Consider the following 25,003-nt stretch of genomic DNA (forward strand, 5'->3'; position numbering starts at 1 on the left):
CGCTGGGGTACGGCTCTCGCTCCATGGCCGTATCTCAGCATGCACATGCCCAGCGGATGGCCCGCCCGACGATCAGTACCTCGATCGAGCGATCACGAACCGAGAAAGATCGGACTTAACGTCCACTGAGAGGAACGTGCTGTGCGTTCACGGAGACGTATACGTTCGCGCCTGTACCCGGCCGGGTCGGTGGTCCTGGCCATGGCTGCCGCCGGATCCGTGCTGTCGGGGCCGGCCGGCGCTGCTTTCGCCGCCGAGGCGGGCGGGCGGGCCGATCTGCGGGCGGATGTCAACCGCGACGGGTGGGTCGATGTCACCGGTGGCAGCGACAGCAAGGGAGAGGACGGCTGGTCCGTCGAGCGCGGTGCCGTGTATCTGCCCAACCTCGATGACGACGCCAAGCGGTGCCCGGTGGCGGGGCCCGGTGGCGAACCGCTGTCCGACGCCAAGTTGGCCGCGTGCAACGACGGCTCCGACACGAAGGTCAACGGGGCTGACGACGCCGCCGACCTCGCGCGTGTCCGTTCCGTGCCCCTGCCCGGCCTGCCTGCGAACGCCACGGGCAGCCTGAAAATCGCCACGGGAGGCACGCACGCGCACCTCTTCCTCAAGCGTGCCGGGAAGTGGATCCTCGTGACGCCGGGGACCCGGTTGACGGCCGCCGAATTGCGCTCCGGAGTGGAGTTCGGTGTCGAGGCCACCGACGTCGTCCGGGACAGTGCGAAGTGGGACGGCCGTGCGGTGGTCCGGCTGACGGTGACGTCCGGGCAGAAGTCCACCTCCGACTCGGTGACCCTGCGCGTCGCGCCGCTGCTGACTCAGCATCACCTTCAGAACACCCAGCAGGTGATGGTGTCCAAGGTCCAGGGTGACGGCCCGGACAGCCGCCTTCAGCGAGAGTTCGTCACCGCCCTCGAGAAGGAGGTCAAGAAGGCCGGGGTCACCACGCCGCTGGTCGCCTTCGAGAAATACGCCGACCGCTGGGCCCAGGACTTCGTCGAACCGGCCTACGTCAGCATGACCGGCCCGGTCGGTCAGCGGCAGGTGATGCGCGTGATGCTGCGCTCCGCCCAGCCGGACCGGGACGCGGGCCGGGAGCTGTTCGAGAGGGTGCGCGGCCGGGACGTCGGTGTGGTGCAGGTGACCGACCGGGCGGAGCCCGACGACTGGTCGCTCAACTCCATGGGGAACCTGGAGACCATCCCTCCCTACGCGCAAGGCGGGCGTTCCTTCCCGGCCGGGCGGATCATCATGGGCGAGCGGAAGGACAGCGGGGCGCGTCCGTCGAAGGTGATGCGGACGCTGCTCACGTCGCAGGGGTTGCAGGACCCTCTGCTGCTGGACACCTCGTGGCTCGGCGTGGGTCACGTCGACGAGTTCGTGCAGTTCCTGCCCGCCGACACCCCGCGCGGCTGGCGCATCGGCGTCGCCGACCCGCAGGCGGGGCTGCGGCTGCTGCGCGACGCCAAGCGCGACGGCCACGGCAAGACGAAGATGTTCTCCGTGCCCGGCCGTAGTGACACCCCGGCGCCCAAGGAGACCATCGACCAGGCGCTCGCCTCCCGTCACCTGGTGGCCGACAACGAGATGGCGGCGCGGCGCATCGCGGCCAACCTGGAGATCCTCAAGCGCGAGACGGGGGTGACCGACGAGGAGATCGTGCGGGTGCCCGCGCTGTACACCCGCGACTCGGAGGCCCTGACCTCCGAAGGCCAGGAGATCCCCGTGCCGCGTCTGTCGCGCATGGGCGCCGGCTCCGACATCGTGAACAGTCTCGGGGACCACGGCCAGCAGAAGTGGCTCGCCGGGAACCCCGCCCCGCGTGCCGCCGCCGGGGCCACGGTGACGACCAGCGCCTACGTTCCCGGTGCGGTCAACGGCCTGCTCCTGGGGCGCGACCGCTACCTCGCCCCACGCCAATGGGGGCCCGTCATCGGCGGCAAGGACATCTTCACGGAAGCCGTCACCGCCGCCTATCAGCGGGTCGGCCTCAACGTGTCGAACATCGACGACTGGTACACGTACCACCTCGGCATGGGTGAAGTGCACTGCGGCACCAACACCCTGCGCGACGCCACCGCCGCGTGGTGGCAGCGCCCGGCCGTGAACCGCAACGGGGCATAGACAGCGGGTGGCACACCGGGACAAGCTGTCGCGAACGCCGTTGCAGCGGGATATGACGCGCCGGGAGCAAAACGTGGAAAACAGGGACAGCATCTCCCTCTTCGGCTAGCGCACAGCAACGGGTCACAGGCGGCCGGGGATAGGCATAGACCTTTTCATGATCACGGGCTAGGCTCTGCCGCGCGTATCCCGAGAGCGCTCTCAAGCTCGCCTGTTCCACCCCCACCCTGCTGGAACAACGAAGGGGCATCCCTTGAGACGCACCACACCCCTGCGCACCGGACTGTCCGCACTCCTCCTGCTCGGCACCTGGGCCACCGCGAGTGCCCTGCCGGCCGCCGCCGCGGACGCGCCCGCGCACTCCGCCGAAGCGCCCGCCTCCCCCGAGCTCCTCTCCGCGATGCAGCGCGACTTGAGGCTGACCCGGGACGAGGCCGAAGCGCGCCTGGCCGCGGAGAAGACCGCAACATCCGTCGAACGCACAGCGCGTCATGCCGCCGGTTCGGCCTACGGCGGTTCCTGGTTCGACGCCGACAGTGGCGAACTCACCGTCGCCGTCACCCGCGCCGCGCCTGCCGACGCCGTACGGGCAACCGGAGCGAACGTACAGCTCGTGCGGTACGACGCGCGGCAACTGAACGCGGCGAAGCGGACCATCGACGCGCTGCCCGCGCCCGCCGGAGTCGGGAGTTGGCACGTGGATCCGAAGGCCAACAAGGTCGTCGTGAACATCGTCGCTTCGCACCGGGACGACAACGATGTCCAGGCCTTCCTCTCCCGAGCCCGCCAAGCCGGTCCCGTGACGGTGCGGCAGACCCCCGCCACACCGCGTACCTTCGCCGCCGGCACCGTGGGCGGCGACCCGTACTACACCGGCAACGTCCGCTGCTCCATAGGCTTCTCGGTGCACGGCGGCTTCGTCACCGCCGGGCACTGCGGCTCGCCGAGCGCGGCGGTGTACGGCTGGGACCGGTCGTACATCGGCAATTTCCAGGGGTCGTCGTTCCCGGGCAACGACTACGCCTGGGTGAACGTGGGCAGCGGCTGGTGGACCGTACCGGTGGTGCTCGGCTGGGGCACGGTCTCCGACCAGCTCGTCCGCGGCTCCGCCGAGGCCCCGGTCGGTGCCTCCGTCTGCCGTTCCGGTTCCACCACTCACTGGCACTGCGGCACCGTGCTGGCGAAGAACGAGACGGTGAACTACAGCCAGGGCGCCGTCCACCAGATGACGAAGACGAGCGTCTGCGCCGAGCCCGGTGACTCCGGCGGCTCCTTCATCAGCGGCGACCAGGCCCAGGGCGTCACCTCCGGCGGCTGGGGCAACTGCGGCAGCGGCGGCGAGACCTGGCACCAGCCCGTCAACGAGATCCTCAACCGGTACGGACTGACGCTGCACACAGCCTGACCGCTCATCAGCACGCCGAGCGGGCCCCGGTACGGAACGGCCACCGGAGCCCGCTCGGACCGCGGATTCAGATACGAGACCGCTCTGGCGGTCCTGAGTGCTTAGGCCGGCACCAGGTGCTACGCGCTGCGGCTGCGGGTGCCGTTGTACTGCTGGTCGGTGACGGGTTCTGCCCACCGGGTCTCGGGGGTGCCGTCGCCGGTTCCCTCCCACATGGCGATGTGTTCCATGAAGCGGTCGGGGGCGGCACCGTGCCGGTGCTCTTCACCGGGCGGGCAGCTGACGGTCTCATCGGGATGGGCTTCGAGGACGGTGCCGTCCCGGGTGCCGACCAGGGCGATGCCGGAGACCACGTGCAAGGTCTGGCCCACGGCGTGGGCGTGCCAGTTGGTACGGGCGCCGGGCGAGAAGCGGACGAGTCTCGCGCGCACCCTGGAGGGTTCCTGACCCGCGACGATGACGTCCCACCAGACGTCGCCGGTGAACCAGTCGGCCGGTGCCTGGCTGGTGGGTCCGGGCTTGATGAACTCCATGTGGGCTTCCTTTCGAAACCGGTGGTGGACGGCCGACGGGGCAGGCCCGCGACCCCTTCGGTCGGAAATGACGCCCTGCCGTGTCATGCAGGCAGGGGTTCGGCGTAGTGCCGGTGCCCGACGCGTTCGGTGTGCAGGGCGTAGAGGCTCTCGGCCAGCGCAGCGGGGCTGGAGTGCTCGGCCTCCGGCCGGATCGCGCCGGGGATGATCAGCTGGGCGGCGTGGATGTGCTCCGGGGCGAGCGCGTCGTGGAGCCATCGCCGCGTACGCGCTCTCGCCGGCGAAGGCGATGGACGTCCCCGCGCGCTCAGGGTGCGGGCGCACGGCGCTGCCGCCGTTGTGCTCGACGCTGCGGGCCAGCAGAGCGACGCTGTGGTCGGCGGCGCCGAAGCGGTGGGCGGTGGCGAGCCCCAGGCCGGGGCCGGCGCCGATGAGAGCGCACGTGGTCACGGTGAGTCCTTTGTCGAAAAGGGTGGGGAGCGCCTGGCTGCGGAGGTATCCGAGCCCCTGGCTGTCACGGCGTGAGGAGGGCCTTGATCGCGCGGCGCTCGTCCATGGCCCGGTAGCCCTCGGCGACCTGGTCGAGGGGCAGCGTGAGGTCGAAGACCTTGCCGGGGTTGATGCGGCCGGTCAGGACGTGGCCGATGAGGTCGGGCAGGTAGCGGCGTACGGGGGCGGGGCCGCCGCGCAGGCCGACGTGGTGCGCCTGCTCGCCTCCTGGGCCGCCACGCACGAGGCCCCGGCGCCCTCGCAGCAATCCACGACGAGCTGATTCCGGCGACGGGCACCGTCATTCCCGACCGCGCGAGGGTCCACGCGGAGCGGTGCCGGGGCAACTCGGTCGGCGTGCCCCGTCAAGGAACGCGGCTGGGAAGCGGCGTCGGACCCCGACAGGTGTCAGGACCGGCGGACGGGGGTCCGGGCCTAGGCTCGCGCTCGACTTCCGTAGCAGCCCGGCTGCACGCCCGCCCCATGGCGAAGTCGACAAGTCTCTTTCCACAGAGGTGGCAATGATCGCGTCGAAGATGCTCCGTCAAACCGCCGCGCTGGCGTCCGCGGCCGCGGCACTGCTCATGCTCGGCACCGTCGAGGCCCAGGCCGCCACGGCGGCCAGCTCGCACGGATGTCCCGACGGTGCTTTCTGCATCTATCCGGAGAACGCGGGCTTCAACAACGACGTGCCCTCACACGTGTACTGGTCCCGGGGCGTGCACCGGCTCTCCAACCAGTACGGCATTCACATGATCTACAACAACCAGACGGATGGCTGGAAGGCCGACATCTGCGTCAACTCCAACGGCACCAACTGCTGGACCGCGAACCAGGGTTACGCCAACGAGATCGACCTCACGCCGATCAACTCGGTGGTACTGCGCCCGTAATTGGGAGCCGAACCAGGAGCCCGACCGCTGACGCGATCGGGCTCCGCACGTTCCGCGGTGCGTGCTCAGGCGGGTCGTACGCGGTTCAGCCGACCAAGGCGCCGACCGGGGAGGGCACGCGGGCGCGGCGGCCGGCTCCCTGCGTTCCGGGGGCGCGCCGGTTCCGATCGGGTGTCCGGGGACTCGATGCGGAGCATGGCCGCCTCGTCCGGGGTACCGGGTCAGGCGCTGCGGCGATTGGGAGTGGTGGCGCGCGGCGGCGAGGACGAGTTCTCAGCTGTGGGATTGGGCCGGCACCGGTACAGCGGAGCGTGGATTGCGTGACGCGTATGTCGCGAGCTACTCGTGCCGCCTCCGCACCCCTCGCCACCGCCCCCTGGTTCCGGGAAACGGGCGGAGAACGCACCCGGTGGACCGAACTCCAAAGGTGCTCCCATCGCGTCGCCGACGGCTGAGCCGACGACCGTCGCGACGGTGCGGTCCCTGCGCTTCATCCATGCAGGCTACCGGCGTCACACGGCAGCCGACCGGCCACTTCGACATGGCGGCCGGCGAGAGCTCCAAGGAAGCCGCGTCCGGCCACGGATGCGGTCATCGGGTGAGGTCGTGGCCGGGACCTTCGGCCAGGGCGATGCGGGCGGTGATGCGCTTGCCCACCGGCTCCCGCTGTACCTCGAAGTCCTCGACCACGGCCTTCACGATCTCCAAGCCGTGCTGGCCGATCCTGCTGGGGTCGGCCGCCCGGGCCGCTGGGATCGTGGGGTCGCTGTCCCACACCATGATCTCCACGGTGCCGGCGGTGATGCGCAGCTCCAGCAGGACGGGGCCGGGAGCGTACTTGCGCGTGTTGGTGACAAGCTCGCTGACAACCAGCTGCGTGAGGTCCCTCACGCGGGCAGAGACGTGCAGGTGCTGGTCGTCGCTCACCTGGTCGAGGAAAGCGGCAGCGTGATGGCGGGCGTCTGCAATACAGCTGTCATCTCCGTCCAAGGCGTACCCGACGCGCATGAGCTGCTCGTCCCGCGCTGTACAGCCGTCACCGTCGGTATCAGATCCCACTGGCCTCGCCCTCACTCCCCGTTCACGCGCGCCGGTACCCGTTTCGCCGCCCTGCATGCCACAAGGGTGTCGTTCGGCACAGCCGCTCAGGTGCATTCGGCCGGGGCGGTAGGGCAGAATCATGCGCGCACGTTCTGACCGGGCAAGCCTAAACACACTTGAGGAGACGGTGTCCCAGCTCGAGGAAGCGGACCGGCCGGGCCGGCTCCACGCCGAACACCGCATGGCCGGAGACATCCGTGTCGTGACGCTGCGGGGCGAGATCGACCACGACGTCCGGGACGTGCTCAGCGCGGCCCTGCTGACCGATGACGGGGCGGCCCCGCCCCGGATAGTCGCGGATCTCAGCGGTGTGACCTTCATGGACTCCAGCGGCATCAACGTCTTCGTCGCCGCCCACCAGCAGGTGAGCCGCGCGGATGGCTGGGTGCGCATCGCCGGCGCTCAGGAAACGGTGCTGCGTGTCCTGCAGCTGGTCGGAGTCGACACCCTCATCCCCTGCCACCCCACCACCGAGCAGGCCATGACGTCCTGACCCGCGCGTCGGCGCTGTGCCTCGGCAAGCGATCCCCACATGTCGACGAGCCTGCGGGGATGTATGTGACACCCGGCGACCCGGCCCAGTTGCTCCCCGGCACACCAGCCGCGCTCGCCCAGTGCTTCGGCGAGCGCGGTCTGGGTCAACCCGATCCTGGCAACCGCACCTCGCGTGTGCCCGGGGCCTTCCGGATGCGGTCGGTCAGGACAGGATCTCGACGTACCCGTCAGTTCCGTGCACCCGGATCCGCTGGCCGTCCCGGATCAGCCGGGTCGCCTGCTCCACGCCCACGACGGCCGGCAAGCCGTACTCGCGTGCGATCACTGCTCCATGGGTCATCAGGCCGCCCACCTCTGTCACCAGGCCGGCGATTCCGACGAAGAGGGGTGACCAACTGGGGTCCGTGTAGGCCGTGACCAGGATGTCGCCCGCCTCGAGATCGGCTTGCGCCATGTCAAGGATGACGCGGGCCCGTCCCTCGATGGTCCCGCCCGACACCGGCAGGCCGATCAGGGCACCGGCCGGCACGTCGTCGCGTCGGTACGCCCCGTTGATGGTCTCGCCGTCCGATGTGAGTACGCGGGGCGGCGTGAGCGCGTGGTACGACCGGAACGCGTCCTTGCGCTGCTGGATGAGGCGGTCGTCCACCTGGTTCGAGCGGACGACGTCGTGGAGTTCCTGGAACGTGAGGGAGAAGATGTCCTCCTTCTCGGAAAGCACGCCGGCCTGCACGAGTCGCTCGGCCTCCCTGAGCAAGGCCTGCTTGTAGACGAAGTAGCGGCAGACGATGTCGTACTTCGGGTACTCCCGGTACCCGATGAAGGTGCGGACCCGGTCGATCATCCGCTTGGTCTCGTCGGCTTTGCTCTCCCCGTCCGGCAGCGCCCGCAGGCGGGCCAGCACGTCCTGTTCCTTCTTCAGCGCCTCCCGCCGGCCTTGCTCGAAGCGCTGCTCGGCGGCGCCCGGTCCGAAGTTCCTGACGTTGTCGAGGATCGCCGGCACGAGCGTGCTGGGGCGCTCGCGCCAACGAGGCCTCGTGATGTCGATCTCGCCGGCGCAGCGCATGCCGTACCGGTCGAGGTAGGCCTCGATGGCGTCGCGCGCTTCGGTCCCGCCCGCCGGCTTCGGCAGCTCGTCCAGGAAGCTATCGTCCTCGACGCCGCGCAGGAACGCCACCACCTCCGGATGGGGACGGATCACGTCCGCGACGTCGAGCAGCGCCAGTCCCATCTCCGACGTGACGTTGCCGGGGGCGGACAGCGTGAGCGTGTCCGCCGCGTTCTTCTCGCCCAGCCATTCGTGCAGCTTGTCGTTGAGCCACCACGTGGCCTCCATCCCCGCCATGATCGCCTGGTGGCTCAGCGGATCGGCGAGGACTCGCTTGTGCTCGTCGAAGGCCTCCAGCAGGAAGTCGAACAGCGCCGGTCCGCTCTTCGTACCGATGTCGCGCCGTAGGGCGGCGACGGATGTCCGGCTGCGCTCGATCAGCTTGGCGACGATGGCCGGATCGGTCTCGATCGGGGCGGGTGCGCTGCCGGAGACGGGCTCCGCAGGGGCCCCGCCGGGGCCCGTGTCCGGGGGTGCCGGGACGAAGTCGTCGCGGTCGAGGACGGTTTCCAGAGCGTCCCTGGTCAGCGGGTCGCCTCTCCCGATGAGGTCCAGGAGGCCGGCGCTGCTCGCGGGCGAGGACAGGGCCCGGGTGGCGTCGACGAACAGCCTTCCGCCGGCCGCGCGCATCGGTGCCATGGCCGTCAGTTGCCACATGGAGAGCCCCAGCGGCTTCATGGGGTCGGTCATCATCTGCTGATGGCCGACGGAGACGTAGACGTGGTTCTCCTGATCGCCGGTCTCCGGGACGGGGAACAGCGTCGTGATCGGCCGGCTCTGGACGATCTGGAATCCATCGTCGACCAGGCACCATTCGATGTCCTGAGGGCGGCCGAAGTGCTCTTCGATCCGCCGCCCGCACTCCACGAGACGCACGACCTGCCCATCGGTCAGGGCCGGTTGCTCCTGCCGCGGCGATTCGATCGCCACCTCCTGCGTGCCTCCGGAAGACAGGGCGTGAACCGCACGCTGTTTGGCGGAGATCGTCCTGGCGACGACTTCGCCGTGTCGCACCTTGAAGACGTCCGGGTTGACCAGGCCGGAGACCAGGGCCTCGCCCAGGCCGAAGCCGGCGTCGACGGTGGCGACCTTCCGGTTGCCCGTGACGGGGTCGGCCGTGAACAGGATGCCGGCCGCATGCGAGAAGACCATCTGCTGCACGACCACGGCCATGTGGACGGTGCGGTGGTCGATGTCGTTCCGCCGGCGGTAGGTCACGGCCCGCTCGGTGAACAGCGAGGCCCAGCACCGGCTGACGTGCTGGAGGATCGCCGTCGTCCCCACCACGTTCAGATACGTGTCCTGCTGGCCGGCGAAGGAGGCCGTCGGCAGGTCCTCCGCCGTCGCGCTGGAACGGACGGCGTAGGCGGTTTGCTCGCCGAGCCGGGCGAGCGCGCGGGTGATCGCGTCCGCGAGATCGCCCGGGATGGCGATGCCTTCGATGGTCCGGCGAATCCGCGCGCTGAGCGTGCGGATCGCCTCCCGGTCGTCGTCGCCCAGTCGCGACAGCTGGTCCAGCAGATCATCGATCGACGGCGCCTCCGCCATGATCCGCCGGAAGGCGTCCGTGGTCACGCAGAAGCCCCCCGGTACGCGGATGCCGTCGATCCGCGACAGCGCGCCCAGGTGCGCGCCCTTGCCGCCGACGACCGCCACCTGCGTCTCGTCGACCTCTCGAAGATCCAGCACGTACGGCTCGATCATCGTGACACCTCCGAGGCAGCCGTGCTCCGTCGCACCGCACTGGCCGGTCGGATGACCAGCGCCTGAGAGCACGTCCTCATCTCCAACACACGCACCTCGTGTCCCCGTTTCCGCAGGTTGTGGCTTTGGCCGCCGATTCTGCGCCGTGACCCGGGCCTTGCCGCAAGCCCCCCAGTGCGCTATACCTTGGGAGAGGCAAGGAGAGATCTCCTTGCCTCTCGTCTTTCCTCGGGCGCCCTCCGGAAGAGATCGGCCTCCAACGATCGCTGTTGCGCTGCCGCCGACGTCGGCCGTGTATCGAGGAGTCACAGACGTGGTGGGTGAAGACCGGGCCCGGTAGCCCCGAACGGTGCCGGCAAGTGCACGCTGCTCAAACCGATCGCCCGTGAACTCGAGCCCGGTACCGGCTCGTTGTCGGTCGATGGGACGCTGGGCCACCTCCCGCGGAGCCTCCCCCTGACCGGCGACCTCACCGTCGCTGGAGAGCGCGCTCAACTCGGGATCGTGGGCGCCGGGAGATGACCCGGTGCTGAGCCGGGGTTGCGCTCACCCTTTGCCGGGCCTGGCACCACTTGAAGCGGTGACGATGCTCCGGCGGAACGCATGGGCTCGGCACCGGAAGGAGCAGAAACGACGCGTGGCCGGGGAGGGCAGCGCCCTCCCCGGCCACGTCGGTGTTCAGGACGGGCCGCGCCTGGGCAACCGCCAGTTCGGGCGCGGGAAGTGGCAGGTGTAGCCGTCCGGGTAGCGCTGGAGGTAGTCCTGGTGCTCCGGCTCGGCCTCCCAGAACGCGCCCGCCGGCAGGACCTCGGTCACCACCGGGCCCGGCCACAGCCCGGACGCCTCGACATCGGCGACGGTGTCCTGCGCGACGCGCCGCTGCTCGTCGTCGAGGTAGAAGATGGCGGAGCGGTAGCTCAGGCCGATGTCGTTGCCCTGCCGGTCCCTCGTGGTCGGGTCGTGGATCTGGAAGAAGTACTCCAGGATCGCGCGGTAGTCGGTAGCGGTCGGATCGAACACGACCTCGATCGACTCCGCGTGCTTTCCGTGATCACGGTAGGTGGGGTGCGGCTTGTCGTGGTCGCCGCTGTAGCCGACCCGGGTGCGAAGCACTCCGGGAAGCGACCGGATCAGCTCCTGCATGCCCCAGAAGCAGCCACCCGCCAGCAACGCCCTCTCCTCGGCATCACTCATGGCGCATCACCTTTCCTGCCCGTTTCCGTCCACACGAGACCAGCCTCGCACACATGCCCTTCGCATGCAGTCACCATCTTGACAGGTGACGAGGCGCGAGCATCGGGACCATCGCCACCGAGGCGGGCGTGGACCGGCGCACCGTCTACCCGCGCTTCGCCACGGACGCGGTCGACACCTTGCCGCGCGACCCCGGAACACCCTGACGGGCCCCTCTCGGCGACGTAGGCCGGAAACCGGCGAATGGCCGATAATCCCGGGGCGATCACGGCCGCGGGAGAAGCCCACCGGATCCGATACGCGCCAATGTCATCTCCGCGCGCCGTGGAAGCGGCCGGCACCGGCCGTCCCGCACAGCCGCCGCGACAGGGCTTGGCTGCCTGGGCGAATGCAACTCCCGCCGCACCTCCACATTTTCGACACACCTCGATCACGTCATGAACACTTCCAGCCGAGTGGCGAGCAGCCCCTTCCCCGTGCGGCAGACGCTACGCCCAGCCCCTGCCTAGCCTCCCAGGCCATGCGATCACCTCTGATGAGACGTTTCGGCCTCGGTGCCGTCCTCGCCCTCGCTCTCGCCGTATTCGGCCTGGCTCCCAGTGCGAGCGCGGCCGACCCGGCGCCGGCGGAGCTGACCTTCGCCACCGACGCCGCCACCACCACGCCCGGCGGCTCGGTCAAGCTGTCGATGACCCTCACCAACAACAACACCTACGACGTCTGGTTCGCGTACCAGACGATCGAGCCGACGTGGCTGACCACACAGCGCCCCGACCTCAAGTACAGCTTCAGCGAGTGCAGCCTGACCACCACGAACGGCCCCGCCCCCTGCTCCGGGACCGGCCCGGCCAACCTCGGCGGCAACTACGGCGCCACCATCCCGCCCGGCCAGAGCCGTACGGTCACCCTGACTCTGGACGTCGCCGCCGACTCCGGCTGCAACGGCAACATCGGCTTCTACTCGTACTTCTACGCCGAGTTCAGCGACTCCACGAACGTCAGCGGCGGCCCGGTCTACACGCCCGTGACGCGAGTGCTCTGCTCCTGACACTCCGTCCGGAGCCCGGCGGCCGTGACCTGAAAGCCTCCACACCCAGGCACCCGACCCGGTCTGGACCACTGGCACCCCGACCGGCGGGCCCCACCGGCCCGCCGGTGCGCCACGCAGGGCCCGGACCAGCACCCCGGGCCCTCGCGCCCACCGGGTCCGGCCTCGCCCGGCAGCCGGGAACGGCTCATTTCGCTTCGAATACACCCCGTTCGACACCTGCACTTTTCCGTCATGTTCCGCAACATGACCGCGAAATCTCCACACAGACCTCACTATGTGACGCGAACGGATGCGTGACGAACTGGCTTCTGAGGGGGACGCCGGCGGCACGCAAGGGGGTGCGTCCGCTCCACGGGAGCCGTGCTCACCCCTGCCCGGGGAGGGGACCTCACCGCATGAAGCGGACCTTACGCACCACCGTGCTCACGGTGGGCGCGCTCATCGCCGCACTGGGCCTGCCGGCCGGCGCGGCCCACGCCGACACCACGCCCCGTATCGACCTGCGGGTGCTGGTGGTGAGCGACGGCGGCCCGTCCACGGACGCGATAGCCGCCGAACTGGCCGCGGCCGGCACGCCGTACACCCGGATCGACCTCACCCAGTCCGACCGGACCGTGATCGATGCCGACTTCCTCGCGGACACCGACGACGGCCGGCCGCGCGCCAGGTTCCAGGCCGTCGTGCTGCCCAACGACAACCCGTTCCCGGCCGGCTCCGCCGAGATGGCGGCGCTCGCGGCGTACGAGCAGACGTACGACGTTCCCCAGGTCGACGCCTACACCTACGCGCGTCCCGAAGCCGGTCTGCAGTACCCGATCTACGGGGGCTACTCCGGCAGCATCGACGGCAAGCGGGCGGAGGTGACCGCCGCGGGCAAGGCGGGGCCCTTCGGCTACCTCGACGGGGCGGTGCCCTTCGAGGACAACGACGCGGCTGTCGGCGAGAGTTACGCCTACCTGTCGAAGCCCGTGGCGGGGGCCGACTTCACCCCGTACGTCGAGGCGGCGATACCCGGGCAGTCGGCCAAGGGCACGCTGGTGGGCGAGTACCGGCACGACGGGCGGCGCGAGCTGGTCGTCACCTTCGTCTACAACCAGTACCAGCAGCAGTTCCGGCTCCTGGCCCGCGGCATCGTGGAGTGGATGACCGGCGGTGTGCACCTGGGCGCCTCACGGAACTACTTCTCCGTCCACGTGGACGACGTGTTCGCCGCCGACGACCGCTGGAACAGCCAGCTCAACTGCACGCCCGGCGACGTCGACTGCACGGACCCCAACGCGACGCCCGACCCGATCCGGATGACGCCCGGCGACGTCGACCACGCCGTCGACTGGCAGAACAGCAGAGACTTCACCCTCGACTTCGCCTACAACGGCGCCGGCAGCGTCGATCAGCGCGAGGACAACAACGGCGCCGACCCGCTCGCCGACCGGCTGATCGCACGGCGGGGCGAGTTCCGGTGGATCAACCACACCTACTCGCACCCCTTCCTCGGCTGTGTGCAGGACACCACCGTGGTGCCCTGGAAGTGCGCGACCAACGCCGACGGCAGCACCCGGTGGATGAGCCGCAACGACATCTCCGACGAGATCGCCACCAACCGGGTCTGGGGCCAGAGCGCCGGACTGCCGCTGGTGAACAGCGAGTTGGTCACCGGCGAGCACTCGGGCATGAAGGTGCTGCCGCAGCAGCCCGAGGACAACCCCAACCTGGCGCTCGCCCTCGACGACAACGACATCGGCTGGCTGGGCTCCGACAACTCCCGTGAGCCCGACCAGCGTCAGGTCGGTCCGGCCACGACCGTGCCCCGCTACCCGATGAACGTCTTCTACAACGCCGGCCGGGCGGCCGAGCAGGTCGACGAGTACAACTGGATCTACACCAGCCGCGCCCAGGGCGGCAGCGGCATCTGCGAGGACAACCCGGCCACCACCACCTGCCTGGCGGCGCCCCTGGACGCCGCCACCGGCTACGCCGACCACATCGTGCCGCTGGAGACGCGGATCGCCCTCGGGCACGTCCTGTCCAACGACCCCAAGCCGCACTTCATCCACCAATCGAACCTGGCCGAGGACCGCATCGCCTACCCCGTACTCAACGGCGTCCTGGATGACTACGCGGCGCTGTTCGCCGAGGACACCCCCGTGGTGAACCCGCGGATGCGGGACATCGGCGCCGAACTGCAGCGGCGGGCCGACTGGCAGACCGCACTCCGGGCCGGTGAGATCACCGCCTACCGCATCGGCGACACGGTGACCGTCGACGCGCCGGACGGGCTGGCGGTCACCGCGACCCTGCCCACCGGCACCACGCTGGGCGGCACCGCGTTCGGCGAGGCGTACGCGGGGGCGGTGTCCGGCTGGACGCCCTCCACGGGTACACCGCTCGCTCTCACCCTCCCGGCATCCGCCGCGGCCCCGGCCGCCGACGCCGCCGAACCCGCCCCGGCCACCGGCCCCGCACCACGGACCCGTGTCCCCGCGGGTGTCACCGACCCGGTGGGCCACACCGCAGACGGCTGAACGGCGCACCCGCCCAAGACCGACCGAAGGTCCTGGCCGCCTCGGGGCGGCCAGGACCGGCCCGAACCACCCCACACCTCGGCCGTGGAGCACATCGATGCCCGTTCCCCAGGGCGCGCGACGTACCGGAGCGACGCGCGTCACCCTGCTCACCGAAGGTACCTACCCGCACAGCCACGGCGGCGTCAGCGTCTGGTGCGACCAACTCGTCCAGGGCATGCCCGACCTCGCCTTCGACGTGATCGCCGTCACCGGCACCGGACGTGAGCCGGTCGTCTGGGACCTGCCCGCGCACGTCTCGAGCGTGCTGTCCGTCCCCATGTGGGGCGCCCCGCCCGAGGGCCGCCCGCCCCGGGGCCGGTCCCGCAACCAACTCACCACCGCCTACGAGCGGTTCCTGACCGCGCTGCTCGACCCGCGCGCCGAGGAGGGGTTCGCGCCCGCCCTGTACGCGCTGGCACGGGCCGCGTCGGACGGGACGCTGAGCCCTTTCCTGCGCGCGGACCGGGCGATCGCGATCCTCACCGCGCTGTGGAACCGCCCCGGTCTCGCCGTGCGCGAGGCACAGCCGACCCTGCACGACGCGCTCACCGCGACCGCCCTGCTGGAGCACGCGCTGCGCCCACTGGCCGCCCCGGCCCCAAAGAGCGGGGTCGCCCACGCGGTGAGCGGCGGCGTCGCCGTCCTGCCGGGCCTCGCCGCTCTCGAACACCACGGTGTCCCCCTGCTGTTGACGGAGCACGGGGTCTACCTGCGGGAGCGCTACCTCGGCTATCGCACCGCGCCGTACCGCTGGCCGGTGAAGGCGGTGGTCCTCGGGTTCTTCCGGCTGCTCGCGCAGGAGAGCTACCGGCGGGCCGCGCTGATCACACCGGGCAACCGTTACAACCGGCTGTGGGAGGAGGAGGGCGGCGCCGACCCGGAGTCGATCCGCACGGTCTACAACGGCGTCGACCCCGCCACGTTCCCGGCGGCCGGGCCCGAACCGGACGCGCCCACCCTCAGCTGGGCGGGCCGGGTCGACCCCATCAAGGACCTGGAGACTCTCATCCGGGCCTTCGCCCTCGTCCGCGCCCGGCTCCCGCACGCGCGGCTGCGGTTGTTCGGCGGGACGCCACGGGGCGGAGAGGCCTACCGGGACCGCTGTGAGGCCCTGGCCGCCGAGCTCGGGCACGCCGACGCCGTCACGTTCGAAGGGCGCGTCGACGACATCAAGGACGCCTACGCCGCCGGAAACGTCGTGATGCTCTCCAGCATCAGCGAAGGCTTCCCCTTCACCCTGATCGAGGCCATGTCCTGCGGTCGGGCGACGGTGTCCACCGACGTGGGCGGTGTACGCGAGGCCGTCGGTGACACCGGGCTCGTGGTTCCTCCGCGCGATCCGGAGGCGATGGCCGCGGCCGCGCTGGAGCTGCTGGGCGATCCCGGGCGGCGCAGGGCGATGGGCGAGGCGGCCCGGCTGCGGGTCATCGAGCAGTTCACCCTCCGGCAGACCATCGACACGTTTCGGTCCGTCTATCTGGAACTGGCCCACCCGAAACAGGAGTTGACGGTCATGCCCCCGGTCAGGATGTCCGCCCCGGCCGTCCGCGGCACCGGAAGCCTCGCCCTGTGAGCGGGCCGATATCCCTCGAACCCGGCGGCGGCGAACCGGACACGCTGGCCATCCGGCTGGCCGACACCCGCCCGCGCCGCCGGCCGCGCTGGGCCCTCGACGACACCACGCTCGCCATCCGGCTGCCCCGGCACGGCCCCGACGAGGAGGCGGTCAGTGAACTCGCCGCCGAACTCGCCGACCGCATAGGTCCCGCCGTCCACCCCTACGAGGTGGCCGCGCTGCTGGAGGCGGAGGGACTGTCCGCCTCCCTGATCAACGAACGGTACGGCCACCCGAACCTGTTCTCCCTCGCCTCCGCGCTCTACGAGCGAGTGCCGCGCACCTTCCCCGAACCCGCCCCGGCGGCCGACCCCTGGCGCCCCGACACCCTGCGCTGTCTGCTGCGGGGGGTGCTGTTCGCCCTGCCGGGCCTCGCCTACCTGCTGACCGCACCGCTGTGGAACGCCGGCGGGCACGCCCCCGCCCTCATCGTGGCCGGCCTCGTCTCCTGGGCGTGGGGGCAGGCACTCGGCCACCGTGCCCACCTGCGGATGGCGACCGGACGCCGGGAGGCGGGCCGTACCCTCCTGGCCGGCGCGCCCGCGGGAGCGGCGGTGGCCACGGCCATCGCCGCGCTGCCCGCCGACGGCGGACCGGTGACCCTGGTGGCTGCCGCGCAGTCCGCGTACCTGGCGGCCGCCGGAGTCCTGCTGGTGCTGGGCCGGGAACGGCTGCTGCTGGCCGCACTCAGCCCGCTGCTCACCGGTGCCGCCGCCGTGCCCTGGTGGGAGCCCGGCCCCACGCTCCGGGCCGGGCTGCCCCTGCTGGCGCTGCTCGCCACGCTCGCCGTCACCGGCTGGGTCCTGCGCGGCGCCCTCGCCGTCCCGGCCGTCGCCGGTGCGGCCCGGCCGCGCCTGCTGTGGTCACTGCCGTACGGCCTGTTCGGGCTGTCCGCGGGGGTGCTGGTGCTGCTGGAGGGACGGGAGGAGCCGTACGCGGTGATCGTGCTGACGCTGAGCATGGGGCCGGCGGAGTGGCTGCTGTACCGCTACCGCGGACTGTCGGTCGCCGCGCTGCGTGCCACTGCCACGCCCGCCGGGTTCCTGCTGCGCTCGGCCGGCATCCTCGGCCTCTGCCTGCTCGCCTATCTCGCACCGCTGCTGCCCGCGGCCCTGCTGACCGGCGCCGACCCGGCCGCCCTGCTGCTGCTCGCGGCCGTCCTGTGGACCGCGCTGCTGCTCCAGGCGTTCGGGGCGGCCTGGTCGTCGGCCGGTATCTGTCTGACGGCAGCCGGCGGGGCCGGAGCGGTCGTCCTGCTCCAGCTGCCACCGGGTGCCGCCCTGGCCCTGCCGCTCAGCTGCGGCGCCGCCGCCCTGTGTCTGTCGGCGTGCGCACTGTGGCTGCTCGGCCGGCCCGCCCCGCACGCCTGAGCCCCGCGTCACTCTCCGCTCCTCTCCCATCCAACCGAAGGGACACCGCAGTTGACCTCCGCACCGCTCGCCGCCGTCACCGGAGCCGAGGGCTTCATCGGCTCGCACCTCACCGAGGCACTGGTCGCCTCCGGGCACCGGGTCAGGGCCATGGCCCAGTACAACTCCTTCTCCTCCTACGGCTGGCTGGAGACCCTGCACCCGGACGTCCTGGACCAGGTGGAGATCGTCCTCGGCGACGTCCGGGACCCCGGCTCCGTCCGCGGCCTCCTCGAAGGCGCCGACACCGCCTACCACCTGGCCGCCCTGATCGCGATCCCGTACTCCTACCAGGCCCCGCACAGCTACGTGGACACCAACGTCACCGGCACCCTCAACGTGCTGGAAGCGGTGCGCGCCCTGGGCACGCCCCGGCTGGTGCACACCTCCACCAGCGAGACGTACGGCACCGCGCAGACCGTGCCCATCACCGAGGACCACCCCATCAACACCCAGTCGCCGTACGCCGCTTCGAAGGCGGGCGGGGACCGGCTGGCCGACAGCTACCACGCCAGTTTCGGCACCCCGGTCGTCACGCTGCGCCCCTTCAACACCTTCGGGCCGCGCCAGTCGATGCGCGCGGTCATCCCCACCGTGATCGGGCAGGTCGCGGCGGGGGAACGCACGATCACCCTCGGCGACCTGCGCCCCACCCGGGACTTCACCTTCGTCAAGGACACCGCGCAGGCCTTCCTCGCCGTCGGTACCGCGCCCGCCGAGCGGGTCGTGGGCCGTACCCTCAACGCCGGGACCGGCGGGGAGATCTCGGTCGGCGACCTGGTCGCGCTGATCGGCAAGGTGATGGACACCGCTCTCGATGTCCGCGAGGACACCGCCCGCATCCGCCCCGCCAACTCCGAGGTGATGCGGCTGGTCGCGGACGCGAGCCGGCTCGGCGCGGCCACCGGCTGGCAGCCCGCGCACACCCTGGAGGAAGGCCTGGCGTCCACCGTGGAGTTCTTCCGCGACCCGGCCAACCTCGCCCGCTACAAGACCGGCATCTACAACATCTGACCTCGTCCGTCACGTCTGCGCACGTCCACGAAGGAGGAGTCATGCACGCAGTGATCCTGGCGGGAGGCAAGGGCGTCCGGCTGCGGCCGTACACCACCGCGCTGCCCAAGCCGCTCGTGCCCATCGGCGACCAGCACGCCATCCTGGAGATCGTGCTGCGCCAGCTGTCCACGGCCGGCTTCACCAGCTGCACCATCGCCATCGGCCACCTCGGCGAGATCATCCGCGCCTACGTCGGCGACGGCTCCCAGTGGGGCCTGACCGTCGACTACGCCACCGAGGACAGCCCCCTGGGCACCATGGGCCCGCTGCTCAACCTGCGCCACCGGCTGCCGGAGACCTTCCTGGTCATGAACGGCGACGTCCTCACCGACCTCGACTACGCCGACGTCCTGCACCAGCACCGCGCGTCCGGGGCCCCGTTGACCATCGCGACGTACGCCCGCAAGGTGCACATCGACTTCGGGGTGCTGACCACCGACTCCAGCAAGGTCGTCGCGTTCACCGAGAAGCCGAGCATGGACTACCGCGTCTCCATGGGCGTCTACGGCCTGTCCCTCGCCACCCTCGACGGCTACACGCCCGGACTCCCCCTCGGCTTCGACGAGTTGGTGCTCGACCTGCTCAGGACCGACAACCAGCCGCACGCCTATGACTTCGACGGGTACTGGCTGGACATCGGCCGCCCGGACGACTACGACCGCGCCAACGCCGAGTTCACCACCCGCAAGTCGCTTCTGCTCAAAGGAGCCTGAGCACGTCATGCGCATTCTCGTCCTGGGCTTCACCGGCTATCTCGGCAGGCACGTCGTCGAGCGGCTGCGCGCGCTGCCGGGCGCGCTGGTGCTCGGCGGCGGCCGGTCGCCGGCCGCCGACCTCGACGTCGATCTCGCCCGCGTCAGCCCGGAGCGGCTGGCGAAGACCCTCGCGTCGGCCGCGCCCGACACCGTCGTCAACTGCGCGGGCGCGACCGGCGGCGACGCCGTCACCCTCGCCGAGGTCAACACCCGGGGGCCCGCGGTGCTGTGCGCCGCGCTGCGCGAGGCGGCCCCCGCGGCCCGCCTGGTGCACCTGGGCTCGGCCGCCGAGTACGGCCCGGGCACCCTGGACGCCCCGGTGACGGAGTCGGCGGCCACCCGCCCCGTCGGCCCGTACGGTGCGACCAAGCTCGCGGGCACGGTCACGGTGACGGCCTCCGGCCTGGACGCGGTGGTGCTGCGGGTGGGCAATCCGGTGGGACCCGGCGCTCCGCCCACCGGGCTGCCCGGCCGGATCGCCACCCTGCTGCGCGAGGCCGGCCCCGACCCGGAGGCGGTGCTGCGGCTCGGTGACCTGTCCGCCTACCGCGACTTCGTCGACGTACGCGACGTGGCACGGGCGGTGGCACTCGCGGCCACGGCCCCGGGCCCGCTGCCGACCGTCCTCAACATCGGCGGGGGCCGGGCCGTCCCGGTGCGCGACCTGGTGCGGAACCTGGCCGGCCTGGCCGGCTTCCGGGGCCGGATCGAGGAGAGCACGGCGCGCACGGCCGGTTCGGGCCGCTCCGCGCAGGTGTCGTGGCAGTGCTCGGACATCACCGCCGCCGAGGGGGCCCTGGGCTGGCGTCCGGCCCACTCCCTCGACGACGCGCTGGCCGAGCTGTGGGAAGGCGGCCGCACGCGGTGAACCTGCTGATTCCGCTGTACGTCCATCCGGCCGAGGACCCGGGTGCCTGGCACCGGCTGATCACCGCCGCGACCCGCACTTACGGCGTCGTTCTCAACCCGGCGAGCGGTCCGGGCGAGGTCCCCGACCCGGCGTTCACCGCCGCGGCCGGTGCGCTGCGGGCCGCGGGGGCGCGTCTGCTGGGTTACGTCGACACCGACTACGGGGTGCGCGACCCCGCGGACGTCACCGAGGACGTACGCCGGCACCGGGAGTGGTACGCGGCGGACGGCTGCTTCCTGGACCGGGTGACGGCGACCGCGGACGGGCTGCCCGCCTGCCGCCGGCTGGTGCGGGCGGTACGCCGGACGGGTGCGGGGACGGTCGTCCTCAACCCCGGGGTCCATCCGGCGCCGGGATACGCTCGCCTCGCCGACCTGACCGTCACCTTCGAGGGGCACTGGTCGACGTACGTCTCCGCCTTCAGCCGGCCGGCCTGGACCGCACGGCACCCGTCCGACCGGCTGTGCCACCTCGTCTACGGCGTGCCCGAGGCGCTCGTTCCCCTCGCCGTGCGCACCGCGCACGAGCGCGGAGCGGCGGTCTGCGGCCCGGTGACGGGGGAACCGCCCAACCCCTGGGACCGGTTGACACCCGCCCTCACCGGGGCGGGGCGATGAGCAGGCGGGCCCTTTCCGGTGCGGCCCTGCCGGCCGCGCTGGCGGCCGTGGTCTTGACGGGCTGCTCCGGCGCCGCCGAGCGACCCGCCGAGGCACACCGGACGACGTCGGGCGCACCCCACGCGGCGACTTCCGGACCGCCGGCACCTGAGCCGGAGAGGCCGCGGACCTCCCCGAGTCACTCTCCTCCCCCGCCGCGGGGTTCCGCCGCCCCTTCACCCTCCAGGAGTGTGTGGAAGCCCCGTCCGGGCCTTGACTGGCAGTGGCAACTCGACGGCAGGGTCGATGCGTCGGCCGACGTGCCCGTCTACGACATCGACGGCTTCGAGAACTCCGCGGCGGACGTGGCCCGGCTGCACCGCGCGGGGAAGAAGGTCATCTGCTACGTCAACGTGGGCGCGTGGGAGGACTTCCGGCCGGACCGGGACGCTTTTCCGCACTCGGTGCTCGGCGAGCCCAACGGGTGGTCGGGCGAGCGGTGGCTGGACATCCGGCGGCTGACCGTCCTGCGACCGATCATGGAACGCCGCTTCGACATGTGCCGCGACAAGGGCTTCGACGCGGTGGAGCCCGATCTGGTGGAGGGCTACGGCAATGACACCGGCTTCCCGCTCACCGCACGAGACCAGCTCAGGTACAACCGCATGATCGCGGCCATCGCCCATGAGCGAGGGCTCTCGGTAGGGCTGAAGAACGATATTCCCCAGATTCCCCAACTCGTGGGCCACTTCGACTTCGCGGTCAACGAGGAGTGCGCTCAGTACGACGAGTGCGGCGAACTCGCCCCGTTCATCGCGGCGGGCAAGGCGGTCTTCCACGTCGAATACACGGAGCCGCGGAGCGGCTTCTGTGCCGAGTCCCGCCGACTGAGGCTGTCGTCGATGCTGAAGAAGCCGGAACTCGGGGCGTGGCGAAGCCCCTGTTGACGTTGCCTCGCAGGACGGCTCCCTCCCCTGTGAACAGGGAGGGAGCCGTCCAGGAGCATCCGGAGGCGTTTGCCTTCAACGGGTCATGCGTGACGGTGCGAGCGCCGGTTGCCGGTGACGAGGCGGTAGAGGGCGAGCAGGACGAGGGAGCCGGCGATCGCGGCGATCCACGTGGAGAGTTCGAAGAACCCGTCGATGGAGTCGACGCCGAAGATCACCTTGCCGAGCCAGCCGCCGAGCAGACCGCCGGCAATACCGATGAGCATGGTGATGATGATGCCGCCGGGGTCCTTGCCCGGCATCAGGAGCTTGGCGATTGCGCCGGCGAGTAGCCCGATGATGATCCAAGCAATGATGCCCATGGTGTGTCTCCACTTCGCCGTATAAGGATTCTGTTAACTCATCGGGTGCGCCGATCCCGCGTTGTCAAACGTCTCCTTCTGATATCGGCGCTGTCGGCCCTGATTGCGCCTCAGGTCACCGGAGAGGAAGACCTGTCTCCTCAGGAACGGTCGAAGGCGGCGACTTCGCGTACGGCCTCCGCGATGGCCGGGAAGTCCTTTCGCAAGATCGCGCCGTGATTGCCGGCGACCTTCACGCTGTGGATGTTCGGGTTGCGAGCGGTCACCGCCTCGACGCTGGTGCGGATCCGTTCCTGCTCGTCACCGCGGCTTCCGAACGATGTCCCTGAAGCGACGACGTACCGCACCGGGACGGTGATGCCGTCCAGCACGGGCCCCAACTCATGCTCGCGGGAGAGCCTGCCGAGCTCGATGTTGCTGTTCGCCTGCTCTTCGGCCGTCATCCGCGGGGCCAGGCCCGTCGGGCGCAGCAGCGGCATCACCCATCCCAGCCGCCGGAACAGTTTCCGGATGCGCTGCTCCATGGCCTCGTCGAGCCAGTCGTAGGGGAACGCGCCGTCGACCAGGGTCGCGCCCACGGTCCGATCCGGATTCCGGTCGGCCCAGTGCGCCGCGACGACCGCTCCGTAGGACCAGCCCACCAGGAGCGCCCGGTCCACGCCTCTGGCCGCGAGAACGGCATCGACATCCCGGACGGCCGCCTCGAAGGAATAGTCCGCCGAACCCCTCGACCTGCCGCGGGCCCGCTCGTCGTAGGTGATGTGCCGCCACCCCGCGCCCAGTTCGGCGATGGTCCGCCGCCAGTATCCCTGGGTGGCGAACTGGCCGTTGAGGTAGACCACGGGGACACCGGAACCACCCGTGTCGGTGACGGCCAGGGCCGTGTCCTCCACCGGCACCATGCCGGTCCACTTCGCCGGGTTCGGGGATGTGTTGTCCTTCGCCATGATCCGCTCCTGTTCGTGTGGGGCGTGGCCGGGCTGGTTCCGCATCGCGCTCCCCTTCGATCCGCTGTTTCCAATGATGGAAACGCTACGTTGCATTCACTTATCTGGCAACAACTTCGTTGCCTGCGGTAGTCATACGTGCAGGTCGAGACGGATGAATCATTGCAACGACCTTGACGCCTAACGCAACAGCACCGCCCATGTCGTTGCAATGACGTGGAGGTGAACGCTTTGGGGGCCGCACCAGGAGGCAACGCGGCGGCATGGAAGGCAGCCGTTCCGTACCCTGACGGCATGCGCATGCGCCCCACCCTGAGCTGGACCCCTGCCGAGGACCTGCCGCCGGGCACCACGGACCTGGAGCCGGTCGCCGAGGCGCTCAGCGCCGGCGGAGTGCTGGTGCTCAGTGGAGCGGGCATCTCCACGGAATCGGGCATCCCCGACTACCGGGGCGAAGGCGGGAGCCTGAGCCGGCACACTCCGATGACCTACCAGGACTTCACCGCAGGCGCGCAGGCCCGGCGTCGGTACTGGGCACGCAGCCACCTCGGCTGGCGCAGCTTCGGCCGGGCCCGCCCCAACGCCGGCCACCGTGCCGTGGCCGCGTTCGGGCGTCATGGCCTGCTCTCGGGGGTCATCACCCAGAACGTGGACGGTCTGCACCAGGCCGCCGGCAGCGAGGACGTCGTGGAACTCCACGGAACCCTGACCCGGGTCGTCTGCCTTTCCTGCGGCGCCTTCAGCCCCCGCCGCGAACTCGCCCGGCGACTGGAGGAAGCCAATCCGGGGTTCGCGCCCGTGGCCGCCGGAATCAACCCGGACGGTGACGCCGACCTCACGGACGACCAGGTCGGAGGCTTCCGCGTGGTGCCCTGCACGGTCTGCGGCGGCACCCTCAAACCGGACGTCGTGTTCTTCGGCGAATCCGTTCCGCCGCAGCGCGTCGAGCACTGCCGCGAGCTGGTCCGTGCGGCGACCTCGGTGCTGGTCCTGGGCTCCTCGCTGACGGTGATGTCCGGGCTCCGCTTCGTCCGCCAGGCGGCCCAGACCGGGAAGCCGGTGCTGATCGTCAACCGGGATCAGACCCGGGGCGACCGGCACGCCCTTGCCAGGGTTTCTCTCCCGCTGGGCACAGCCCTCAGCACCGTCGCACACCGGCTGGGCGTCGCTTAGCCATCCCGGCCTCTCGCCGGCCGGCACACATCAGTGCCCGGCGGCCGCCTTCACCAGGGCGACCGCCACACCGATCGCCGCGTCCGCGAGTCCCGCCACGACCGCCGCCAGAACGCCTCCTCCCATCCGCAGTCCGCCCACACAGCCCCACAGGAAGAGGGAGACCACGCACACTCCCGCCGCCGCCATCAACGCGGCGTCCAGAGACAGGACGTCCAGCGCGGCCAGGGCGATCAGCGCAGACGGGCCCACGGCGCAGGACAGCAGCGGGCTGCTGACGTACAGCATGCGGCGCAGCTCGCGGCCGTTGGCGAGGCGGCGGTGGACCGTGCGGTGCGCCTGCTGGTCGGCGACGAGCGCCGCGAGCCACAGACCCAGTGCGGTCGTCAGGACCGTGGCGAGGGCGCCGAAGGAACCCGGATCACCGAGGGACAGACCGACCACCACGGCGATCATCGTGATGGTGGCGTAGATCCGCTCCTTCAAACGGTCCGCGACTGCATCGGCCTGCGCGCCAGGCGGTACATCCGCCGGCCGGTCGTCCGCCACCTGATGCCCCCTCACCTGTAGAT

At 70.8% G+C, this 25,003-nt stretch carries 21 protein-coding genes and 3 pseudogenes; 14 read left to right on the forward strand and 10 right to left on the reverse strand.

Annotated features, from left to right (window positions below; genetic code table 11):
• The first annotated feature begins 201 nt into the window (after positions 1–201).
• Positions 202–2,124 (forward strand): protein-arginine deiminase domain-containing protein, encoded by a 1,923-nt coding sequence (locus tag G3I77_RS38435; RefSeq protein ID WP_248511608.1) that lies wholly within the window; start codon positions 202–204, stop codon positions 2,122–2,124.
• A 253-nt stretch (positions 2,125–2,377) separates the two neighbouring features.
• Entirely contained in the window at positions 2,378–3,529 is a 1,152-nt protein-coding gene (locus G3I77_RS38440; protein WP_248511609.1) for a S1 family peptidase, read from the forward strand.
• A 119-nt stretch (positions 3,530–3,648) separates the two neighbouring features.
• On the opposite strand, the gene G3I77_RS38445 is transcribed toward G3I77_RS38440, so the two are convergent.
• The 3 genes and pseudogenes from G3I77_RS38445 to G3I77_RS38455 all read right to left on the reverse strand — a co-directional run.
• Positions 3,649–4,062 (reverse strand): cupin domain-containing protein, encoded by a 414-nt coding sequence (locus tag G3I77_RS38445; RefSeq protein ID WP_248511611.1) that lies wholly within the window; start codon positions 4,060–4,062, stop codon positions 3,649–3,651.
• A gap of 83 nt (positions 4,063–4,145) precedes the next feature.
• A pseudogene (locus G3I77_RS38450) lies at positions 4,146–4,512 on the reverse strand (hypothetical protein).
• Positions 4,513–4,576: 64 nt separating this feature from the next.
• A pseudogene (locus tag G3I77_RS38455) lies at positions 4,577–4,762 on the reverse strand (IMP dehydrogenase); the annotation flags it as partial.
• Between the two features lie 325 nt (positions 4,763–5,087).
• Here G3I77_RS38455 and G3I77_RS38460 point away from each other — a divergent pair.
• Entirely contained in the window at positions 5,088–5,444 is a 357-nt protein-coding gene (locus tag G3I77_RS38460) for a hypothetical protein (protein WP_248511614.1), read from the forward strand.
• 347 nt (positions 5,445–5,791) lie between these two features.
• Here the strand turns inward: G3I77_RS38460 and G3I77_RS38465 are convergent.
• Together G3I77_RS38465 and G3I77_RS38470 are read right to left on the reverse strand one after the other, a co-directional pair.
• Positions 5,792–5,938 (reverse strand): annotated as a pseudogene (locus G3I77_RS38465) (ADP-ribosylglycohydrolase family protein); the annotation flags it as partial.
• Between the two features lie 97 nt (positions 5,939–6,035).
• Positions 6,036–6,452 carry an ATP-binding protein gene (locus G3I77_RS38470; RefSeq protein WP_248511713.1) on the reverse strand — a complete coding sequence of 139 codons (417 nt, stop codon included), beginning with the start codon at positions 6,450–6,452 and terminating at the stop codon, positions 6,036–6,038.
• A gap of 220 nt (positions 6,453–6,672) precedes the next feature.
• Between G3I77_RS38470 and G3I77_RS38475 the strand changes: the two genes are divergently transcribed.
• On the forward strand, positions 6,673–7,038 hold the full coding sequence (locus tag G3I77_RS38475; protein ID WP_248511615.1) for an STAS domain-containing protein: 366 nt from the start codon (positions 6,673–6,675) through the stop codon (positions 7,036–7,038).
• 204 nt (positions 7,039–7,242) lie between these two features.
• On the opposite strand, the gene rph is transcribed toward G3I77_RS38475, so the two are convergent.
• The gene (rph, locus tag G3I77_RS38480; protein WP_248511618.1) at positions 7,243–9,852 is read right to left on the reverse strand and encodes a rifamycin-inactivating phosphotransferase; all 2,610 of its coding nucleotides are present in this window, start codon (positions 9,850–9,852) and stop codon (positions 7,243–7,245) included.
• 678 nt (positions 9,853–10,530) lie between these two features.
• Entirely contained in the window at positions 10,531–11,046 is a 516-nt protein-coding gene (gene msrA / locus G3I77_RS38485) for a peptide-methionine (S)-S-oxide reductase MsrA (protein WP_248511629.1), read from the reverse strand.
• A 535-nt stretch (positions 11,047–11,581) separates the two neighbouring features.
• Between msrA and G3I77_RS38490 the strand changes: the two genes are divergently transcribed.
• The 9 genes from G3I77_RS38490 (at position 11,582) to G3I77_RS38530 (ending at position 21,949) form a co-directional block, all read left to right on the forward strand.
• A complete protein-coding gene (locus tag G3I77_RS38490) occupies positions 11,582–12,094 on the forward strand; it encodes a hypothetical protein (RefSeq protein ID WP_248511631.1) in 513 nt (170 codons plus the stop codon).
• A gap of 398 nt (positions 12,095–12,492) precedes the next feature.
• Positions 12,493–14,619, forward strand: a complete 2,127-nt coding sequence (locus G3I77_RS38495) for a hypothetical protein (protein WP_248511633.1) — start codon at positions 12,493–12,495, stop codon at positions 14,617–14,619.
• 97 nt (positions 14,620–14,716) lie between these two features.
• Complete coding sequence (pelF, locus tag G3I77_RS38500; protein WP_248511637.1) at positions 14,717–16,234, forward strand: GT4 family glycosyltransferase PelF; 1,518 nt, start codon at positions 14,717–14,719, stop codon at positions 16,232–16,234.
• Positions 16,231–17,646: a hypothetical protein gene (locus G3I77_RS38505; protein WP_248511638.1), complete on the forward strand. Its 1,416-nt coding sequence runs from the start codon at positions 16,231–16,233 to the stop codon at positions 17,644–17,646. The genes pelF and G3I77_RS38505 overlap by 4 nt, the downstream gene beginning before the upstream one ends.
• A gap of 51 nt (positions 17,647–17,697) precedes the next feature.
• Entirely contained in the window at positions 17,698–18,699 is a 1,002-nt protein-coding gene (locus G3I77_RS38510; RefSeq protein WP_248511640.1) for a GDP-mannose 4,6-dehydratase, read from the forward strand.
• Positions 18,700–18,740: 41 nt separating this feature from the next.
• Complete coding sequence (locus G3I77_RS38515; protein ID WP_248511643.1) at positions 18,741–19,454, forward strand: sugar phosphate nucleotidyltransferase; 714 nt, start codon at positions 18,741–18,743, stop codon at positions 19,452–19,454.
• A gap of 7 nt (positions 19,455–19,461) precedes the next feature.
• Entirely contained in the window at positions 19,462–20,364 is a 903-nt protein-coding gene (locus G3I77_RS38520) for an NAD(P)-dependent oxidoreductase (RefSeq protein ID WP_248511644.1), read from the forward strand.
• On the forward strand, positions 20,361–21,023 hold the full coding sequence (locus G3I77_RS38525; RefSeq protein ID WP_248511649.1) for a spherulation-specific family 4 protein: 663 nt from the start codon (positions 20,361–20,363) through the stop codon (positions 21,021–21,023). Before G3I77_RS38520 ends, G3I77_RS38525 begins: the two co-directional genes overlap by 4 nt.
• Positions 21,020–21,949 (forward strand): endo alpha-1,4 polygalactosaminidase, encoded by a 930-nt coding sequence (locus tag G3I77_RS38530; RefSeq protein ID WP_248511651.1) that lies wholly within the window; start codon positions 21,020–21,022, stop codon positions 21,947–21,949. The genes G3I77_RS38525 and G3I77_RS38530 overlap by 4 nt, the downstream gene beginning before the upstream one ends.
• Before the next feature lie 83 nt (positions 21,950–22,032).
• Here G3I77_RS38530 and G3I77_RS38535 read toward each other — a convergent pair whose 3' ends face one another.
• Positions 22,033–22,311 (reverse strand): GlsB/YeaQ/YmgE family stress response membrane protein, encoded by a 279-nt coding sequence (locus G3I77_RS38535; RefSeq protein ID WP_248511653.1) that lies wholly within the window; start codon positions 22,309–22,311, stop codon positions 22,033–22,035.
• Between the two features lie 140 nt (positions 22,312–22,451).
• Entirely contained in the window at positions 22,452–23,303 is an 852-nt protein-coding gene (locus G3I77_RS38540) for an alpha/beta fold hydrolase (RefSeq protein ID WP_248511655.1), read from the reverse strand.
• A 249-nt stretch (positions 23,304–23,552) separates the two neighbouring features.
• Between G3I77_RS38540 and G3I77_RS38545 the strand changes: the two genes are divergently transcribed.
• The gene (locus G3I77_RS38545) at positions 23,553–24,431 is read left to right on the forward strand and encodes an NAD-dependent protein deacetylase (RefSeq protein ID WP_248511656.1); all 879 of its coding nucleotides are present in this window, start codon (positions 23,553–23,555) and stop codon (positions 24,429–24,431) included.
• Positions 24,432–24,461: 30 nt separating this feature from the next.
• Here G3I77_RS38545 and G3I77_RS38550 read toward each other — a convergent pair whose 3' ends face one another.
• On the reverse strand, positions 24,462–24,980 hold the full coding sequence (locus G3I77_RS38550) for a hypothetical protein (RefSeq protein ID WP_374388458.1): 519 nt from the start codon (positions 24,978–24,980) through the stop codon (positions 24,462–24,464).
• Positions 24,981–25,003 lie beyond the last annotated feature (23 nt).

Source organism: Streptomyces sp. D2-8 (genome assembly GCF_023184515.1).
In the GTDB taxonomy this organism is placed as follows: Bacteria; Actinomycetota; Actinomycetes; order Streptomycetales; family Streptomycetaceae; genus Streptomyces.

Excerpts from the sequence above, each read along its gene's own strand:
- G3I77_RS38435 (WP_248511608.1), top strand. The coding sequence starts at position 202 with ATGGCTGCCGCCGGATCCGTGCTGTCGGGGCCGGCCGGCGCTGCTTTC.
- G3I77_RS38445 (WP_248511611.1), bottom strand. The coding sequence starts at position 4,062 with ATGGAGTTCATCAAGCCCGGACCCACCAGCCAGGCACCGGCCGACTGG.
- G3I77_RS38530 (WP_248511651.1), top strand. The coding sequence starts at position 21,020 with ATGAGCAGGCGGGCCCTTTCCGGTGCGGCCCTGCCGGCCGCGCTGGCG.
- G3I77_RS38490 (WP_248511631.1), top strand. The coding sequence starts at position 11,582 with ATGAGACGTTTCGGCCTCGGTGCCGTCCTCGCCCTCGCTCTCGCCGTA.
- rph (WP_248511618.1), bottom strand. The coding sequence starts at position 9,852 with ATGATCGAGCCGTACGTGCTGGATCTTCGAGAGGTCGACGAGACGCAG.
- G3I77_RS38495 (WP_248511633.1), top strand. The coding sequence starts at position 12,493 with ATGAAGCGGACCTTACGCACCACCGTGCTCACGGTGGGCGCGCTCATC.
- G3I77_RS38545 (WP_248511656.1), top strand. The coding sequence starts at position 23,553 with ATGCGCATGCGCCCCACCCTGAGCTGGACCCCTGCCGAGGACCTGCCG.
- G3I77_RS38535 (WP_248511653.1), bottom strand. The coding sequence starts at position 22,311 with ATGGGCATCATTGCTTGGATCATCATCGGGCTACTCGCCGGCGCAATC.
- G3I77_RS38515 (WP_248511643.1), top strand. The coding sequence starts at position 18,741 with ATGCACGCAGTGATCCTGGCGGGAGGCAAGGGCGTCCGGCTGCGGCCG.
- msrA (WP_248511629.1), bottom strand. The coding sequence starts at position 11,046 with ATGAGTGATGCCGAGGAGAGGGCGTTGCTGGCGGGTGGCTGCTTCTGG.
- G3I77_RS38470 (WP_248511713.1), bottom strand. The coding sequence starts at position 6,452 with ATGCGCGTCGGGTACGCCTTGGACGGAGATGACAGCTGTATTGCAGAC.
- G3I77_RS38520 (WP_248511644.1), top strand. The coding sequence starts at position 19,462 with ATGCGCATTCTCGTCCTGGGCTTCACCGGCTATCTCGGCAGGCACGTC.
- G3I77_RS38460 (WP_248511614.1), top strand. The coding sequence starts at position 5,088 with ATGCTCCGTCAAACCGCCGCGCTGGCGTCCGCGGCCGCGGCACTGCTC.
- G3I77_RS38540 (WP_248511655.1), bottom strand. The coding sequence starts at position 23,303 with ATGCGGAACCAGCCCGGCCACGCCCCACACGAACAGGAGCGGATCATG.
- pelF (WP_248511637.1), top strand. The coding sequence starts at position 14,717 with ATGCCCGTTCCCCAGGGCGCGCGACGTACCGGAGCGACGCGCGTCACC.